Origin of the sequence: Mesorhizobium sp. M0037 (assembly GCF_040323635.1) — a bacterium.
Lineage (GTDB): Bacteria > Pseudomonadota > Alphaproteobacteria > Rhizobiales > Rhizobiaceae > Mesorhizobium.
Genome location: NZ_JAMYVB010000012.1, coordinates 168,628 through 185,606 on the forward strand (window position 1 = coordinate 168,628; position 16,979 = coordinate 185,606).

14 protein-coding genes are annotated in these 16,979 nt (G+C 63.9%); 4 read left to right on the plus strand and 10 right to left on the minus strand.

Annotated elements, in window-relative coordinates:
• Positions 1-28 precede the first annotated feature (28 nt).
• Genes NKJ78_RS19420 through cpaB form a run of 7 tightly spaced genes read right to left on the minus strand, consistent with a single transcriptional unit; the run spans position 29 to position 7,297 of the window.
• Positions 29-994 carry a type II secretion system F family protein gene (locus tag NKJ78_RS19420; protein WP_023681595.1) on the minus strand — a complete coding sequence of 322 codons (966 nt, stop codon included), beginning with the start codon at positions 992-994 and terminating at the stop codon, positions 29-31.
• Position 995: 1 nt separating this feature from the next.
• The gene (locus NKJ78_RS19425; protein ID WP_023704530.1) at positions 996-1,961 is read right to left on the minus strand and encodes a type II secretion system F family protein; all 966 of its coding nucleotides are present in this window, start codon (positions 1,959-1,961) and stop codon (positions 996-998) included.
• A 4-nt stretch (positions 1,962-1,965) separates the two neighbouring features.
• Positions 1,966-3,387: a TadA family conjugal transfer-associated ATPase gene (locus NKJ78_RS19430; protein WP_023738978.1), complete on the minus strand. Its 1,422-nt coding sequence runs from the start codon at positions 3,385-3,387 to the stop codon at positions 1,966-1,968.
• A complete protein-coding gene (locus tag NKJ78_RS19435; RefSeq protein ID WP_023738979.1) occupies positions 3,384-4,598 on the minus strand; it encodes a CpaE/TadZ family protein in 1,215 nt (404 codons plus the stop codon). Before NKJ78_RS19435 ends, NKJ78_RS19430 begins: the two co-directional genes overlap by 4 nt.
• A gap of 43 nt (positions 4,599-4,641) precedes the next feature.
• On the minus strand, positions 4,642-4,908 hold the full coding sequence (locus tag NKJ78_RS19440; RefSeq protein WP_023738980.1) for a hypothetical protein: 267 nt from the start codon (positions 4,906-4,908) through the stop codon (positions 4,642-4,644).
• A 4-nt stretch (positions 4,909-4,912) separates the two neighbouring features.
• The gene (locus NKJ78_RS19445) at positions 4,913-6,358 is read right to left on the minus strand and encodes a type II and III secretion system protein family protein (RefSeq protein WP_023738981.1); all 1,446 of its coding nucleotides are present in this window, start codon (positions 6,356-6,358) and stop codon (positions 4,913-4,915) included.
• A 33-nt stretch (positions 6,359-6,391) separates the two neighbouring features.
• Positions 6,392-7,297: a Flp pilus assembly protein CpaB gene (gene cpaB / locus NKJ78_RS19450; RefSeq protein WP_023681601.1), complete on the minus strand. Its 906-nt coding sequence runs from the start codon at positions 7,295-7,297 to the stop codon at positions 6,392-6,394.
• 257 nt (positions 7,298-7,554) lie between these two features.
• Between cpaB and parE the strand changes: the two genes are divergently transcribed.
• Together parE and NKJ78_RS19460 are read left to right on the plus strand one after the other, a co-directional pair.
• Positions 7,555-9,609, plus strand: coding sequence for a DNA topoisomerase IV subunit B (parE, locus tag NKJ78_RS19455; RefSeq protein ID WP_352459095.1), 2,055 nt, complete (start codon positions 7,555-7,557; stop codon positions 9,607-9,609).
• Positions 9,610-9,711: 102 nt separating this feature from the next.
• Entirely contained in the window at positions 9,712-11,781 is a 2,070-nt protein-coding gene (locus tag NKJ78_RS19460; protein ID WP_352459096.1) for an FUSC family protein, read from the plus strand.
• Between the two features lie 4 nt (positions 11,782-11,785).
• Here NKJ78_RS19460 and NKJ78_RS19465 read toward each other — a convergent pair whose 3' ends face one another.
• Positions 11,786-12,907, minus strand: a complete 1,122-nt coding sequence (locus tag NKJ78_RS19465) for a DUF2336 domain-containing protein (RefSeq protein WP_352459097.1) — start codon at positions 12,905-12,907, stop codon at positions 11,786-11,788.
• Between the two features lie 91 nt (positions 12,908-12,998).
• Here NKJ78_RS19465 and NKJ78_RS19470 point away from each other — a divergent pair, with 91 nt between their 5' ends.
• Together NKJ78_RS19470 and NKJ78_RS19475 are read left to right on the plus strand one after the other, a co-directional pair.
• Complete coding sequence (locus tag NKJ78_RS19470; protein ID WP_502897137.1) at positions 12,999-13,511, plus strand: MaoC family dehydratase; 513 nt, start codon at positions 12,999-13,001, stop codon at positions 13,509-13,511.
• Positions 13,511-14,386, plus strand: a complete 876-nt coding sequence (locus NKJ78_RS19475) for an HpcH/HpaI aldolase/citrate lyase family protein (RefSeq protein ID WP_352459099.1) — start codon at positions 13,511-13,513, stop codon at positions 14,384-14,386. Before NKJ78_RS19470 ends, NKJ78_RS19475 begins: the two co-directional genes overlap by 1 nt.
• On the opposite strand, the gene NKJ78_RS19480 is transcribed toward NKJ78_RS19475, so the two are convergent.
• Entirely contained in the window at positions 14,383-16,284 is a 1,902-nt protein-coding gene (locus NKJ78_RS19480) for a CASTOR/POLLUX-related putative ion channel (protein WP_352459100.1), read from the minus strand. The genes NKJ78_RS19475 and NKJ78_RS19480 overlap by 4 nt on opposite strands.
• Before the next feature lie 108 nt (positions 16,285-16,392).
• On the minus strand, positions 16,393-16,977 hold the full coding sequence (locus tag NKJ78_RS19485; protein WP_352459101.1) for a nitroreductase family protein: 585 nt from the start codon (positions 16,975-16,977) through the stop codon (positions 16,393-16,395).
• Between the last annotated feature and the right edge of the window lie 2 nt (positions 16,978-16,979).

Below are 16,979 nucleotides of genomic sequence, written 5' to 3' on the forward strand. Positions count from 1 at the left end.
AGAAGCCGCCGGGCAATCCCCTAGGTATCTACTGAACCGCCGTCATTTTGACGATGATCGGGATGACGGCGATCATCAGCACCACCGGCAGGATGCACACCACCACCGGCACCGACATCTTGGCCGGCAAGGCATGTGCCTTCTCCTCGGCCAGCGACATGCGCTTGTGGCGCATTTCGTCGGAGAACACGCGCAGCGCCCCGGCAAGGCTGGTGCCGAGTTCCTTCGACTGCTGCAAAAGCGTGGCGAAGGAGCGCACCTCGTCCAAGCTGAGGCGGTCGGCGAGCGCCTTCAAGGCATCGTCGAGGCTGCGGCCGGCCCTGAGTTCCAGCGACACCAGCTGCAGGTTTTGGCTCAGCGACGGATAGGTCTTGGCCAGTTCCTTCGAGACCCGCTCGATGCCTGCCTCCATGCTCATGCCCGCATCGGAGCAGACGATCATCAAATCCATGAAGTCGGGAAAGCCGTTGCGGTATTCGCGCATCTTTTCCCGCACCTTCTGGCTGAGCACCAGGCCGGGCACGAAATAGCCGGCGGCTCCCGACAGGATGATGAAGGTCCAGCGGCTGGTCGCGGTGGAATCGGCGCTGCCCATCCAATGGTTGACCAGGAACGCGCCGATCGTTGCGCCCACCAGGCAGGCGAAGCGGATCAGGAAGAATGTGCCGATCGCGCGCGGCTCCATATAGCCCGCCTGGATCAGCTTCATACGCAACCGGGCGACATTTTCCGGATCGCTCTTGGCGTAGAATTCCTGCGCCCGCTTCACCGCCTTCTCGCGCACGACGCTCTGGTTCTTCTTCGGCGCCGCCTCGGCCTGTTGGGGAGTCTTGCTGTCGTCGATCTTGAGCCGGCGCTTGAGATCGTTGCGGTCGCCTTTGGCTACCACGAGCGGCCATGCCACCGCGCTGCCACCCAACACCAGCAGCAGCGCGGCTACCGGCATCAGCGACGTCGGCGCCAGCGATGCAAGAAACTGGATCATCTGCTCCATCTCAGAACCGGAAGTTCGACATCTTGAACATGATGATGTTGCCCAGCATCAGCCATGTCACGGAACCGCCCAGCAGATACCACGTCTTCGGTACATCCCAGACGCTCTGATAGAATTGCGGCATCATCACCATGATGGTGGCGAACAGCAGTGCCGGCACCGCCGTCAGGATATAGGCCGACATACGACCCTCAGTCGAAATGGCGCGCACCTTGCGGCGCAGCTTGCCGCGTTCGCGGATCGTCGTCGACAGCCCGTCGAGGATCTCGCGCAGATTGCCGCCCGAACTCGTCTGGATGGAAACCGCGGTGACGAACAGCGGCAGATCCTCCTGGCCGACGCGGTCGAACAGTGAATTCAGCGCAGAAACCAGGTCGGAACCATAAGTCACCTCGTCGGAGATAACGCCGAATTCGGTGCCGATCGGATCGGACATCTCGCGCGACACCATCGAGATCGCCACCGGAACCGGATGCCCGGCCTTCAAGCCGCGCGTGATCAATTCCAGCGCCTCCGGCAACTGCACGCCGAAACGCTTCACCCGCCGGGCACGCTTGGAACGCAGCACAATTACCGGCAGCAGCGCTGTCAGCACCACAAACAGCAAAATGGCGAGCAACAGCGGCAGCCCGTACCAGAGCGCGACGAGCATCATCGCCAGCGCCACGCCCGTCGTCATCGTCAGGAATTTCGGCAACGGCATCACCATGCCAGACTGCGTGCGCAGCGCGCGAAAACGGTCGGGCGAGAAGAATGACGTGCCGGAATCGAGGCCGCGTTCCTTGCGCAGCTGAATCAGCACCTGTTCCTGGCTGATCTTGTTTTCCTGCAGCCTCATGCGCCGGTTGATGGCCAGGCGCTTGTCGCTGCGGCCGGCATAGAGCAGATAGCAGCCTTCGGCGATCATGATGCCGGTCAGCGCTGCCGCGGCATAAACGACATAGATCGGGCTGAAATTCTCGAACACCCGGCTACTCCTGCGGCCGGCCGGGTTCGAAATATTTGCCGGGGAATTCAATGCCCATATTGCGCAGGTCCTCGAGGAAACGCGGGCGAATGCCGGTCGCCTCGTAGTGACCGAGGATCTTGCCGTCGGCCTCCATGCCAGTGCGCACGAAGCGGAATATCTCCTGCATCTGGATGACGTCCCCTTCCATGCCGGTCACCTCGGCGACGCTGGTCACCTTGCGCTTGCCGTCCGACAGTCGCGTCAGCTGGACGATAAGGTCGAGCGCGCTGGCGATCTGACTGCGGATCGACTGCACCGTCATCGGCATGCCGGTCATGCCCAGCATCTGCTCGAGGCGTGAAATGGCGTCGCGCGGCGTGTTGGCGTGGATGGTCGCCATCGAGCCTTCATGTCCGGTGTTCATCGCCTGCAGCATGTCGAAGGCCTCCTCGCCGCGGCACTCGCCGAGGATGACGCGGTCGGGGCGCATGCGCAGCGCGTTCTTGACCAGGTCGCGCTGCTTCAGCTCGCCATGACCTTCGATGTTGGCGGGGCGCGTTTCCATGCGCGCGACATGCGGCTGCTGCAGCTGCAGTTCGGCCGCGTCCTCGATGGTGATCAGCCGTTCGTCTTCCGGAATGAAGGCCGACAATGCGTTGAGCATCGTCGTTTTGCCGGTGCCGGTGCCGCCCGAGATGATGGTCGTCTTGCGGGCGTGGACTGCAGCCGCCAGCACCTCGGCCATGTTCTGGGTGACGGCGCCGAACTCGACCAGCTTGTGCAGACCGAGCTTGTTCTTTGAAAACTTGCGGATCGACACCAGCGGCCCGTCGACGGCGACCGGGCGAATGGCGGCGTTGAAGCGCGAGCCGTCGAGCATGCGGGCATCGACCATCGGCTGCGATTCGTCGACCCGGCGACCGACGGCGGCGACGATCTTGTTGACGATGCGCAACAGGTGCGCCTCGTCCTTGAACGGGATATGGACCTGCTGCAGCTTGCCCCGTTTTTCAACGAAGCAGTTCTGGTGGCCGTTGATCAGGATGTCGTTGATGTCGGGGTCCTTGAGCAGCGGTTCCAGCGGGCCGAGGCCGACCATCTCATCGACGATGTCATCGACCAGCGCTTCAAGTTCGACGGTGTTGATCGCCATACGCTCCTGGCGGGTCTTTTCCGACACGAACTCCTGCACCTGCCGGCGCATCTCATCCTTGGGCAGGCGCTCCAGCGCGACCAGGTTGATTTCCTCGAGCAGCAGCCGGTGGATGCGCACGCGGGCATCGAGCACCTTGTTGGCGCTTTTTCCCGGTGTTGTCTCCGGCTTCGGCGGCAAGGCCTTGCGGTTCGTCGGGATGACCACGGCGTGATGCGCGACCGGCGCCGCCTCGGCCGGCTTCAGCGCGCGGACGTCACGGTTCTGCAGGGTCGAGAAGCGGCTGGTCATCCGGCTTTCCTCTTCAGGAGGCCCCTGCCGATGCCGAACAGCGAGCGCGATTTCTCCGGCGTCACCACGGCTTCTTCCGGCAGGATGATCCTCTTCAGATCGTTGACGACATTGGCGTTCGGGTCGATCTCATGCAGCGGCACGCCGCGGTCGACCGCTTCACGCACAAGCCGGTAATTGTTGGAGATGCCGCCGACGAAATGCTCGCCCAGGATTTCCTGGACATCGGCCTGCTTGATGCCGTTGTCGAACATCTTCTGCTCGAAACGGTTGACGATCACGTTCGGCTTCACTTCCTTGCCTGCCGTCTCGTAGACCGCCTGGATCAGCCGCTGCGTATGGCGCAGGCATGGCACCGTCATTTCGGCGACGATGTAGAGCTTGTTGGAGCCGAGCAGCACCGTCTCCGTCCACGGAAACCAGGTGCGCGGCATGTCGATGACGACGTTATCGAAATAGGCCGAGACGAGATCGAGCATGCGCACCACGACATCGGTCTTGAACGAGCGCATTTCCGACGGATGCGTTGGCGCCGCCAGCACGCAGAGCCCGCTCGCATGCTTGGACAGCATCACGTCCAGCAGCTGACGGTCGAGGCGCTCGGGCTGGTTCTCGATTTCGGTGATGTCGAAGCGCGGCTCGAGGTCGAGATATTCGGCGCAGGCGCCTTGCTGGAAGTTGAGGTCGACCACGCAGGTCGACGCGCCGCGCGTCACCGAATGATGCAGCTGGAAAGCGGTCTGCAGCGCCAGCGTCGTGGTGCCGACGCCGCCGGCGGCCGGCATGAAGGTATAGATCTGCGACTCGGTGTTTTCCTCGCGCCCCGGCCCTTGCAGCGCGCGCACGACCGACCGCACCAGATCGGCGGTGGTGATCGGCTTGACCAGGAAATCGGCGACCTGGAGCTGCACCAGGATGCGCACCGCGGCGGCGTTGAATTCCTGGGTGACGACGACCACCGGAACGCGGCCTTCAAGCCGGCGCATGATGCGCTGCAGCGACTCGATCTCTTCCAGCTTTGCCGCATCCATGTCGACGATGAGCGCGCCGAAATCGGCTTCCTGGACCTCGCCGCGCAGTTCGGCAATGTTCTTCTCGACGGTCGAAAGCTGGATCACCTCCGAGGCCGCGAACGCGGTGCGCGTATCCTGCACAAAGGTCCGGTCGCTGGACACCAGCAGGATCTTCTTGGTCTTGATGCCGCTTGCCATTTTGTCAGCCTGTCAGGTCATTCCCGGTCAAATCACCGGGCAATCAATCGGTTGTCGCTGTCGGTTGCACGGCCTTGGCAGCAGCAGCCTGGTCGGCGGCGTTGACTGCCGCCTCACTGCGCTGCGCCGGCACCAGCAGCCTGGTGTTCTGGACGCCGTATTTCCAGGGATCGACCATCTGCATGGCCGTATTGGCGGCCTGTGCGTTGCCGGCGGCAATCGTCGGCCCCTCGGAGCGGATATAGTCGTCGCTGGTGCAGCCGCTGGCGAGGCCGGCGAGCAGCAGGGCGATGCATGGTCGCAAGCGCATGGCTTCAATCCTTCGGCAGGTCGAGGAAATGCCCGACGGTGGTGACCGCAGCCGGCTGTGCCGTGCTGCCGCTGGCCATTGCCACCGCACGATTGGCGTCAGACGATTTCACTTCCTCGGTGTTGTTTAGGAAATAATCGACATTGCTGGCCGGCTGCGTGCCGTCGGTCGGCTCGAGCAGCTTCTTCGACGGATCGACCGGCTTGACCAGATAGGGGGTGACGATGATCACCAGATCGGTCTCGCGCCGCTGATATGATTTGGAGGAGAACAGCGAGCCGAGCACCGGCAGCTTGCCGAGGCCGGGAAGACGCGACGTGGTGATGTCGTTTTGCGACTGCAGCAGGCCGGCGATCATGAAGCTCTGGCCGTTCTTCAGGTCGACCGATGTCCTGGCGCGGCGCACGATAAAGCCCGGCACTGAGATATTGCCGATATTGTAGGAGGCCGAAGCATCGATCGAGGACACTTCCGGCGCGATGTCGAGGCTGACCAGCCCGTCCTTGAGAACCGTCGGCGTGAAGTCGAGGCTGACGCCGTATTTCTTGTAGCTGACGGAAATCTTGCCATTGTCCTCGGAGACCGGGATCGGGAACTCGCCGCCGGCGAGGAAGCTTGCCGTCTGGCCCGAGCGGGCGATCAGGTTCGGCTCTGCCAGCCGCCGGGCAAGGCCACGTTCCTCCAGCGCCTTGATGGCGACGTCGATCGACAGGCCGTTGGACAGCAGCCGGCCGATGATCTCGCCATTGCCGGCTCCCGGCACCGAGCCCGGCTCGATGGTGACGTCGCGCCCGCCAATGCCGTAAGCAAAATTGGCGCTGTATTTGGCGCCGAGATCCTGTCCGGCCTGGCGATTGATCTCGACGAAGCGGACGTTGAGCTGAACCTGCTGCGAGGACGAGATGTTGACCGAATTGATCACTTCCTCATTGCCGGAGAAACGGCTGGCGATCTTGCTTGCCTTCTCGGCGGCGACCGCGTCATCGGCCTCGCCCGACAGCACGACGCGGCCATTGGCCGAGCCGACCTTGATCTTGGCGTCCGGCACGCTGGCGCGAATGGTGCTGGCCAGCTGGTCGGTGTCCAGCGTCACCTCGATGTCGACGGTGCCGACCAACTGCTTGTTCTGGTCGAACAGTGCGATGCCGGTGGTGCCGAGATTGTTGCCCAGCACATAGAAGGATTTGTCGGTCAGCGGATTGACGTTGGCGATCTCCGGATCGCCGATGACGATCTGGTAGAAGGCGGCATTGGTCATGACCGTCTTCGGCTTGCCCTTGGCTACCTTGATCGACGCATTCGTTGTCGACGAGACATGGACGATATCGTTGTCGGCCTTGGCTGGCGCACTGAGGCCGAGCATTGCGGCCGCGGCGAGGCAAGCCCCCACCGCAAGCGCCCGCATTGTGCGCAGCCCTTTCGTCGTCTGGAATGCATGAAGTCCCGACATCTGTCCCGTCCCTCGCCCGGTCCCCACCGGCAGTTATTGCTGGTCCCGCGCAGGAACCTGGTATTCTTCGACCTGCGTGCCGCGCGTCACGATGATCGTCTTGAATTTCGGCTTCTCAGGCTCCTTGGTCGCGGCAGTGAACAGCGCGCCGGCAGCGGCCTGGACGCCGGAGGCGACCGATCCGCCGAAGGACGAGATGGTGGTGACGCCGTCCTTGGCGGCCCCTCCGTCTGCGGCCGAGCGGAGCGACAGCGACAAGGTGCCGACGGTGCGGGCAAGCGCCACTTTCTGCGCGCCTTCGGTCGTCACCTCGATGGTGACGGAATTGGCGATCTGCGGTGTGGTCTGGCGCTCGTCGGCGCCCTGCCCCACGGTCAGCACCTTGGCGTCGGAGACGACAATCTCGGAGGTAACGGTCGATCCGGCAGCGCCCTGCGCGTTCTTGGCCACTTCCTGGATTTCGCCCGCATCGCGTGTCAGCACCACGTCGACCCGGTCGCCCGGCATGACGAAGCCGCCGACGCCGGCGATCTCGTCGGTGCGGATTGTCACCGCCCGCATGCCGGGCGTCATCATGTTGGACAGCGTCGCGCGGCCGTTCGGCCCCGACAACTTGCTGATCAGCACCGGCTCGTTGATCTCGATCGGCGACAATACCACGCGGCTGCCTTCGGCGAGCAATGCATTGACTGTGGTGAACGCGCCCTGCGGCACCGAATCCTCGGACCATGGGATTTCGCTGAGCTGCGCCCGGTCAAGCTCCATGCCGTAACGCAGCGGCGCGTTGGCCACCACGATGGTCTTGAAGACGACCTTGGGGACGGCGGGCGCCGGGATCGACGCCGTTTTCTCTTCGGCATCGGCCTTGGCCTGGCTTTTCACCCAGAAATCCGCGGCAAAGATTGAAATCGCGCCGAAGACGGCAGCGATGCCAATCATCGTTATGGCCTTGCCCCTCACAACCAACCCCTGACTCTCGTGGTCTTTTGTTTTGTTGGGGCGACGCTAGGCCGCTTTGTTAAAGATTCAGGAATCCCAGCGGCTCCGCACGGACCTATTTCCGCCGGCTTGGTTATCGAAAGGTTTTAGGATAAGAAGGGGTTAATCCCCGAACGTAACAGGAACTTCCGTCGCTTGGCGCCGAAAAGCGTGGCAGTATCGACGGGTGATTCGCGGCACCGGATTCTATGGCAGGCATGGACGACAACAACGATCTTTTCGGCAATCTGGAAAAGCAGCCGCAACCGGCTCGGACACCTTCGCGCCCGGCCGACCCGCTGGTGCAGGCCACGAAGCGTCCTGCCGCGACCAAGGACGGCAGCGAGGGCTATAGCGCCGCCGACATCGAGGTGCTGGAGGGGCTGGAGCCGGTGCGGCGCCGTCCCGGCATGTATATTGGCGGCACCGACGACAAGGCGATGCACCATCTGTTTGCCGAGGTCATCGATAATTCGATGGACGAGGCGGTCGCCGGCCATGCCACCTTCATCGATGTCGAGCTGTCGGCCGACGGGTTTCTGACCGTTACCGACAATGGCCGCGGCATCCCGGTCGATCCGCATCCGAAATTCAAGAAGCCGGCGCTCGAAGTCATCATGACGACGCTGCATTCGGGCGGCAAGTTCGATAGCAAGGTCTATGAGACCTCAGGCGGTCTGCACGGTGTCGGCGTCTCGGTCGTCAATGCGCTGTCGGACCATCTTGAAGTCGAAGTCGCGCGCGGTCGCCAGCTTTACCGCCAAAGGTTCTCGCGCGGCGTTCCGGTGAGCGGGCTGGAGCAGCTCGGCGAAGTGCACAACCGGCGCGGCACCAAAATCCGCTTCCATCCCGACGAGCAGATTTTCGGCAAGGGCGCCGCCTTCGAGCCGGCGCGGCTCTATCGCATGACCCGCTCGAAAGCCTATCTGTTCGGCGGCGTCGAGATCCGCTGGAGCTGCGACCCATCGCTGATCAAGGAAAAGGACCAGACGCCGGCCAAGGCGGAGTTCCATTTCCCCGGCGGCTTGAAGGACTATCTCAAGGCATCGCTCGGCGATGATTTCCAGGTGACCCGCGAAATCTTCGCCGGCAAGAGCGAGAAGCAGGGCGGCCACGGTTCGCTGGAATGGGCGGTGACCTGGTTCGGCGGTGACGGCTTCGTCAACTCCTACTGCAACACCATCCCGACCGGCGAAGGCGGCACGCATGAGGCCGGCTTTCGCAATGTGCTGACGCGCGGGCTTCGGGCCTATGCCGACCTGGTCGGCAACAAGCGCGCCTCGATCGTCACCTCCGAAGACGTGATGATCTCGGCGGCAGGCATGCTGTCGGTGTTTATTCGCGAGCCGGAATTCGTCGGCCAGACCAAGGACAGGCTGGCAACGATCGAAGCCATTCGCATTGTCGAGACCGCCATCCGCGATCCCTTCGACCACTGGCTGGCCGACAATCCGCAGGAAGCCTCCAAGCTGCTGGAATGGGTGATTGCGCGCGCCGACGAGCGGGTGCGCCGGCGCCAGGAAAAGGAGGTGTCGCGCAAGAGCGCGGTGCGCAAGCTGCGCCTTCCCGGCAAGCTCGCCGACTGCACGCAGAACGCCGCCGCGGGCGCCGAACTGTTCATCGTCGAAGGCGACTCGGCCGGCGGCTCGGCCAAGCAGGCGCGCGACCGTGCGAGTCAGGCGGTGCTGCCGCTGCGCGGAAAAATCCTCAACGTCGCCAGCGCCGGCAACGACAAGCTCGCCGCCAACCAGCAGATATCGGACCTGATTCAGGCGCTCGGTTGCGGCACGCGCTCGAAATACCGCGACGAGGATTTGCGCTACGACCGCGTGATCATCATGACCGACGCCGACGTCGACGGCGCTCACATAGCGTCGCTGCTGATCACCTTCTTCTACCAGGAAATGCCGAACCTGGTGAATGGCGGCCATCTGTATCTGGCGGTGCCGCCGCTCTATTCGATCCGGCAAGGCGGCAAGGTTGCCTATGCCAGGGACGATGCGCACAAGGACGAGCTGTTGCGCACCGAATTCACCGGCCGCGCCAAGGTCGAGATCGGCCGCTTCAAGGGCCTGGGCGAGATGATGGCCGCGCAGCTCAAGGAAACCACCATGGACCCGAGGAAGCGCACGCTGCTCAGGGTCGATGTTATCGACGCCGTGGCGGCGACCAAGGATGCTATCGACGCGCTGATGGGCACCAAGCCGGAAGCCCGCTTCCGCTTCATCCAGGAACGCGCCGAATTCGCCGCGACGGAAGTGCTGGATATCTGAGCGCCGGCCAACTCTTCGTTTTGACGCAGTTCCGGGCGGAAAACCGTTTCACACTTTTCCTGGAACTGCTCTAGCCTGCGCTTCCGATACGGAGACCAGCTTGTGATCTGGGCGCGGCTGAAGAGCGACTTCGAAACCAGTTTGGCGGGCCTGACGCAGCCGACGCGCTCGGATTGGATTTTCGCCCTGCGCACGGTTTCGGCCGGTCTGATCGCGCTTCTCGCTGCTTACGCGCTAAAACTCGACCACCCGCAATGGGCGATGATGACGGTCTTCATCGTCGCCCAGCCGGTCGCCGGCATGGTGCTGGCGAAAGGTTTTTACCGGCTGCTCGGCACGCTGGCCGGTGGACTTGCGGCGATCGGCATCACCTCGGTTTTCGGCACCAATCCCTGGCTGCTGGTCACGGCGCTATCCGTCTGGATTGGGCTGTGCACGCTGGTTTCGTCGCTGCTGCGCAATCCGGAAGCCTATGGCGCCGCACTTGCCGGCTATACCGCGATGATCATTGGGCTGCCGGCTTTCGGCCAGCCGCACGTGGTCGTCGATCTCGCTGTCGCGCGCTGCGCCGAGATCGTGCTCGGCATCGTCTGCGCCGGCCTGACCAGCCGGCTGATCCTGCCCAAGCTGGCCGCTGACGCCATCATCTCCAGGCTGAAGCGCAGCATCCTCGACCTTGCAACCTATGCAAGCGGCGCTTTTTCCGGCGGCGACCCGGCGAGACTGGCCGGCCTGCACGGCAAACTGATCACGGACGCCCAGATGCTGGCCGAGATGCGCACCTATGCCCGGCTCGAAGCCCCGAGCTTCGCCACCCGCGCCCATCCGGTCCGCCTCACCATCGGTCAGCTTCTGTCGGCGCTGTCGGCGGCACGCGCGCTGCATTCTCACGCCGCACCGAAAAACGCAGCCCTCATTCCGGTGCGCTCGGAACTGCAGTCGCTGGTCAGCGAACTGGCAGCCACGCCCGAGGCGCTGGAGGACACGTCGCCCTGGGTGACGCGGCTCGACGCGATTGCCGGCAAGGCCCGGCAAATGCCCAACGCCTCGACCGACCAGGGCGACGACAGGGTCGGCACCATAACCCGCCTCACCATCGCCGCCGATTTCGCCGAAGCCTTCAAGCAGGTGCTGCGCGGCCTCGACGCCCTGCGCGCACCGGTGACGCGCCCTATCCGGAGCAACAGGCAGCCGCCTGCGCTGGTGGTGCACCGCGATTATCCCGGGGCTTCGCGCAATGCCATACGCGCCGCCCTTGCCACGTTGGCGGTCGCCGCCTTCTGGCTGACGACGAAATGGTCCGATGCGGCCGGCACCGTCATCCTCGTTGCCGTCGTCTCCAGTCTTTTCGCCGCGCGGCCTGACCCGGTGCGGGTGTCCTGGGGCTTCTTCAAGGGAACGCTGCTGGCTTTGCCCTTTGCCTTCCTTGTCGGCCAGGTCGCGCTGCCTGCCCTGCCCGGCTTCGGCTGGTTCACGCTGTTTGTCGTGCCGATCCTGGTACCGACGGCGCTGGGCATGGCCAATCCACGCACCGTCGGCGTGGCGACGGCGTTTGCAATCAATTTCCTCGCCTTCCTCAGCCCGCATCAGGCGATGACCTATGCCCCAGGCCCGTTCTTCGCCGGCTCGGCGTCGGTGCTGGTCGGCATCCTGCTGGCCATCGGCGTCTTCATCGTGGTGCTGCCGGTGGATCCATGGCGCGCGGCCAACCGCATCGTGCGCGCCATGCGCGAGGATCTGGCGCGGCTGTGTCTGCACGAGCGGGTACCGCGGCGTTCGGCCTTCGAGAGTCTGGCCTATGACCGCATCAACCAGCTGATGCCGCTCTTGCAAAATGCCGGCAGGAAGGGCGATGCGATCTTGGGCGGCGGGGTCGCCGCCGTTGCCGTCGGCCTCGAAATCCTGCGCCTGCGCGCCGCGCAGCAGAGCCCGTCCACTCCTTCCGACACCGCGCTCTCGATTGCCAATTTCCTGCGCGGCCTGGCGCGTGAACTGCTCTTTCGCGCACCCGGCGATCCGCAGACAGCAACTGTCACTGTGGCCCGGCAATATGCAGCCAGCCTTTCAGAGCGCAGCGGCGGTGCGGATATGCTGCAGATCGCAGCCTCGCTGCGCATCATCGCCGCCGGGATCGAGGATTTCCCGGATTTCTTCGCCAAGCACCGAGTTTAGGGCGTCAGGCCGCGGCTATCGCCAGCGCATGCCCGCGCGCGTTTTCCCGCAGCGCGTCGAGATGGATCGACTTGACCAGGCCGGCGAGATCGCCCTCGGTGGCCGGACCGCCGAGCTCCTTCAGCATCAGCCAGCTGACCTCCTGCACGCCGGCGAGGCGCTTGCCGTTGGCGACTTCGCGCCAGATTTTGAGCGCGCGCAGGATGATGCCGTGGGTGGAAGCGGCGAGGCCGGCGCTGCGGAACAGCGCCTGCAGCGCAACGTCCTGGCCGCCTGCGAGCAAGGCCCGCACCCGCTGCTCCGACTGCTGGCTGAGCGCAACCAGGGCCGAGCCGAAAAAGTCGACCTTGCCGTGGGCAATGGCACGGATGATGAAACTTGCGGTCAGGTCGCCGCGCAGGCGCAGATGTTCGATGAGTGCCGCATGTTCCTCAGTGCGCGTGCCTTCGACCAGCCGCACCGAAGCCTTGACGCAAGCATCGCGCGTGACGCGCTCGGCTCTGGCCGCCCCCATCAGCGCCATCACCAGCGGCGAAGCCTTCAGCGTTTCGCCGAGCTTGACCAGCAGCATGTGCCGGCAGTCGGCCGGCAGCCGCACATCCGTGACCATTGCCTCGCGCAAATGAGCGATATGGCCATGCCGCTCGGCGATGCGGCGGAAAGAGAGTGAGGCTATATCGGCGCCGTCATTGGCGAGCAGCGTCGCACACGCTTCCGGTTCGCCGATCTCGGCGATTGCCGCGGCAACCGCCATCGAAACGACCGGCCGGTCGGCGATCAGTTTTTGCGTCGCCTTGTGCCCGGCCGCGACGCGGTCGATCAGGTCGGCATCGGTGAGCAGCGGCGACCGCGCCAGCACCAGGGCTGCCACTTCCGGCTGATCGGAGGCAAGCGCGCTGATGATCTGCAGCGGCGCGTGATGGCTCATCGACAGCGCTTCGGCCATCGCCAGCCGCACCTTCGACGAGGCGTCGTCGAGCAGCAGCGTCAGCGCCGCTTCGGCAGCGCAACGGTCTTCGAAAGGCAGGTCGGAATTGACGTAGGCGCGGGCCAGCGCGCTCGCCGCTGCGGCGCGCTCCGAAACCCTCGCGGTGTAGATCCATTTGAGAAAATGCGAGACAACCATACTGCCTGCTACGCCCCTTGCCGGAAAGCTTCCGGCCCCAGGAATGACCATAGGCAGAAATGGTTTACGAACGGTTCACCATGTTTATTAACTGGCTTGCGGCTGGCATGGGCAGCGCCTATCAACCGTCAGGCAGCGGAGGAGAAAAACGATGCCCGGGCTTTATCTCGAAGAGTTCGTCGTCGGGCATGTCTTTCGGCACACGCTGCGCAAGACCGTCACCGAAAGCGATAACATGCTGTTCTCGGTGATGACGCTGAACCCGCAGCCGCTGCACATCGACTTCGACTTCGCCGCCAAGAGCGAATGGGGCAGACCGCTGGTCAATTCGCTGTTCACGCTCGGCCTGATGATCGGCATTTCCGTCAATGACATCACCGTCGCCACCACAATTGCCAATCTCGGCATGAGGGAGACGGTGTTTCCGCACCCGGTCTTCCATGGCGATACCATCCGTGTCGAAACGACGGTGATCTCGGTCAGGGACTCGAAATCGAAGCCGGACCGCGGCATCGTCGAGTTCGAGCATCGCGCCTACAATCAGAACGATGTGCTCGTTGCCAAATGCACGCGCCAGGCGATGATGATGAAAAAGGCGGCCTGATGCGCTCGCTGCTGTTTGTTCCCGGTGATTCCGAAAAGAAGCTGGACAAAGGCTTTGGCGCCGGCGCCGACGTGGTCATCGTCGATCTCGAGGATTCCGTGGCGCCACAAAACAAGGCGGCGGCACGCGACATCGCGGCACGCTTTATCGCCGGCAACAGGCAGCAGACAAGCTCCGCCATCTATATCAGAGTCAACGATCTCTCGACCGGATTGACCGACGATGATCTGGCCGCGCTGGTTCCTGCAAAGCCCGACGGCATCATGCTGCCGAAGTCGAACAGCGGCCAGGATGTGCAGCAACTCTCGGCAAAGCTCAGGGTACACGAGGCCGAAAACGGATTGCCGGACGGCGGCATAAAAATCCTGCCGATCATCACCGAGACCGCTGCCGGCGTGCTGGCGGCCGCGACCTATGCCGGGGCAAGCGCCCGGCTTGCCGGCCTCACCTGGGGTGCTGAGGATCTGTCGGCGGCGATCGGCGCGCGCGCGGCGCGCGACGACAACGGCCGCTACACCGATGTCTTCCGCCATGCCCGCACCATGACCATCCTCGCCGCCGGCGCGGCCGAAGTCGCGGCGATCGACACGGTCTTCACCGCCTTTCGCGACATGGCCGTCTTCGAAGCCGAATGCACGGAGGCCGAGCGTGACGGCTTTACCGGCAAGATGGCGATCCATCCGGCGCAAGTGCCGGTCATCAACGCCGCCTTCACACCGTCGGCGCAGGCAGTGCAACGCTCGCAGGCCATCGTCGCGGCCTTCGAGGCGGCCGGAAATCCTGGCGTGGTCGGCATTGACGGCAAGATGTATGACCGGCCGCATCTCAGGCTCGCCGAGCGGCTTCTGGCTCGCGCCAAGGCAGCCGGGGTTTAGTCCCGCGCCAGCACGATGACCCGGTCCTCCGGCAGGTAGGCCAGCGCTTGCGACTTCAACGGGTTGACGGTGACGCCGCCCAGAGCCCGCTCATCATTCTGCGCGGCGCGAACGCGCCTATGCCCGATGGCGATCTCGCCGCGCAACCGCGCCGATTCCGCGATCGTCCAGAACGTCACCGGATGGTCGATGGCGACATAGTCGCCGACCGGATGCATGTAGATTTCGGAGCCCTCCTCGTCGAGCAGGTCATCGAAGATCGCGGCGAGATGCTGGTTCTCCGATGCCTGCGCCAGCATCAGGCTGACCAGCCGGTTGCTGACGACGAAGTCATCGGCCTTGGTCACCGCCGCCAGCTCGCGGTTGCGCACGTCGATCATCTCGCTGACGATCGAGATGTGCGTGCCGGCATCCTCTGCGATTTTGCGCAGATGCAGCAGCGTCACCAGCGTGCGCGTATCGGCGGGCTGCGCTGCCATGGTCTCGCTGTAGCCGAGGACGAGCACGTGGTCGTAGGAAGGCACGTCCAGGCTTGCCAGTGCTGTGCTGCTCGACGTGTCGGTGATGCGGCAGGAAACCGACAGATTGTCGCCGACGACCGGCAGGCCGGCAACTTCCTGCTCGAGGCCTGGCGTATCGGCGGCGATGGTCAGGATCGAACCCGGCGCGACGTAGCGCGACAGTTCATAGGTGATGATCGGACCGCGCCGGTTCCAGCCAAGGATCAGCGTGCTCTCCGGCTTCGCCTCAATGGGCTGATGGCGAAGAATCGCCGCGGTATCGATCTTGGCCGCCGCGCTTCCCAGCTTGATGGCCGCATCGTCCTCGGCAATGATGATGGCGCGCATGCCCTTGCCGATCACCAGCTCCGGTGGCGGGTTGAGGTTGACGCGCCCCTTTTCGTCGCAGAGCCCGATCAGCGCGCAATGCTCATACGCCATCGCCGCCTCGCCGAAGGTCTTGCCGGTGAGATCAGGCTGCTCGGTGGTGTAGATCTCGCAGCCGTCGAAATCGAGCAGCTCCGAATAAACGCCGCTGAGACCCGACTGCCGGCTCGAATGCACGACGATCCGCGAGATCAGCTGGTCGGCCAGGACAAGCTGCACCTCCGCCCCGCCGACGACGCGGGCGACCTCGGCGTTCTTTCCGTCGCGGATCTCGGCGGCGATGTTATAGGGCGCCGTGCGCCGGTTCGGGTCGTTGGCCAGCGCCAGCACCGTCTTGATGACCTGCGAATCCGGATCGTCGCCGTCCGGCGACAGCACGATGATCGAGCGCGAGGTCTGCGGGTTGACGATGGCCAGATCGTAGAGGTCGGTCGGGTCGCCGCTGCGGCAGATGATGCGTGTATTGCCCAGTCTGCCGACCTTGGCCGCGATCTCGTCCTCCATTGCGACCTTGTCCATATTGGCCATGACGACAATGCGCGGATGGCGGCGGCTGGCATTGGCAATGACGAGTTCGGAGATGACGTCGAAGATCGATGGCGACCAGTTGAGGATGATGGTGTGGTCGCTCTCCAGCACCCGCGAACGACCCTTGCGCAATTCATCGAGCTTGCTGTCGACGCCGGCGCTGAGCACGCCGATGAGGGCCGACACGACGAAGATGCCGGCAAGCGTGACGAACAGCATGACGAGACGGAAGGCCCAGCCGGTGTCGCCGCCCATCGTGCCGGAATCGAGCGTGCGCATCAGCGATTCCCAGAACGCTTCGAAGAAGTTCAACGGCTCGCCGCCCTCCGGCGCAATGCGGGTCACCGCAAGGAAAGCCGCGGCGGCAATGATGATCAGCAGCGAAGCAACTGCGAGCCAGCCGATCAGCGCGACCGGGCCGGCGGCCATGCTCTTGTCAAGCCCGTAGCGCAGCCGGGTTCCCAGCGAGTCTCGTTTCTTCATGTCGCCGGCAACCCCCAATATTCCCCATGGTCGATGCGCCGACCCCAACGCATCGCCGAAGCCGCTGTCTTAGCCTGTGTTTAAATAAAGGGGAATCGCTTTCGGGTGTCAGTCGTTCCACGGCCCCGCATAATCGGCATAGAGCTTTGCCGGATCTGGCCGCGGCCGTTCCGGCGCCGGTCCCTGATAGGAGCCAATATGGATAAACCCAACACCACGTTCCTGTGGCGCCAGTCCCAGCAGCGCCCGGCCCTCCGCCACGTCGGAATACCAGTTGCTGATGATGTTGGTGCCGTAGCCCAGCGCATTGGCTGCGATCATCAGGTTCATCGCCGCCATGCCGCCGGACAGGAACATTTCCCATTGCGGGATTTTTGGATTGTCCTTCGGAACCGACACCACGCCGATCACCAGCGGCGCACGCGAAAACCGCGCCAGTTCCTGATTGCGGCGGTTTTCCGGCAGCGGCCCTTCGCGCTGTTCGGCGAGCGCCGCCAGCTTCCTGCCGATCTCGAATCGCGCCTCGCCGCGATAGAGGATGAAGCGCCACGGCTCCAGTCGGCCGTGATCGGGCACACGGCTTGCAGCCGCGATCATGATCGCGATATCGGCATCGCTGGGCGCCGGTTCCTTCAATTCAGGAATCGGTGCGGAGTTTCGGGTCAGCAGGAAGTCGATGATCGGCGACGCCATGG

Excerpts from the sequence above, each read along its gene's own strand:
- NKJ78_RS19420 (WP_023681595.1), bottom strand. The coding sequence starts at position 994 with ATGGAGCAGATGATCCAGTTTCTTGCATCGCTGGCGCCGACGTCGCTG.
- NKJ78_RS19430 (WP_023738978.1), bottom strand. The coding sequence starts at position 3,387 with ATGACCAGCCGCTTCTCGACCCTGCAGAACCGTGACGTCCGCGCGCTG.
- NKJ78_RS19435 (WP_023738979.1), bottom strand. The coding sequence starts at position 4,598 with ATGGCAAGCGGCATCAAGACCAAGAAGATCCTGCTGGTGTCCAGCGAC.
- NKJ78_RS19440 (WP_023738980.1), bottom strand. The coding sequence starts at position 4,908 with ATGCGCTTGCGACCATGCATCGCCCTGCTGCTCGCCGGCCTCGCCAGC.
- NKJ78_RS19445 (WP_023738981.1), bottom strand. The coding sequence starts at position 6,358 with ATGTCGGGACTTCATGCATTCCAGACGACGAAAGGGCTGCGCACAATG.
- cpaB (WP_023681601.1), bottom strand. The coding sequence starts at position 7,297 with ATGATTGGCATCGCTGCCGTCTTCGGCGCGATTTCAATCTTTGCCGCG.
- parE (WP_352459095.1), top strand. The coding sequence starts at position 7,555 with ATGGACGACAACAACGATCTTTTCGGCAATCTGGAAAAGCAGCCGCAA.
- NKJ78_RS19465 (WP_352459097.1), bottom strand. The coding sequence starts at position 12,907 with ATGGTTGTCTCGCATTTTCTCAAATGGATCTACACCGCGAGGGTTTCG.
- NKJ78_RS19475 (WP_352459099.1), top strand. The coding sequence starts at position 13,511 with ATGCGCTCGCTGCTGTTTGTTCCCGGTGATTCCGAAAAGAAGCTGGAC.
- NKJ78_RS19480 (WP_352459100.1), bottom strand. The coding sequence starts at position 16,284 with ATGAAGAAACGAGACTCGCTGGGAACCCGGCTGCGCTACGGGCTTGAC.
- NKJ78_RS19485 (WP_352459101.1), bottom strand. The coding sequence starts at position 16,977 with ATGGCGTCGCCGATCATCGACTTCCTGCTGACCCGAAACTCCGCACCG.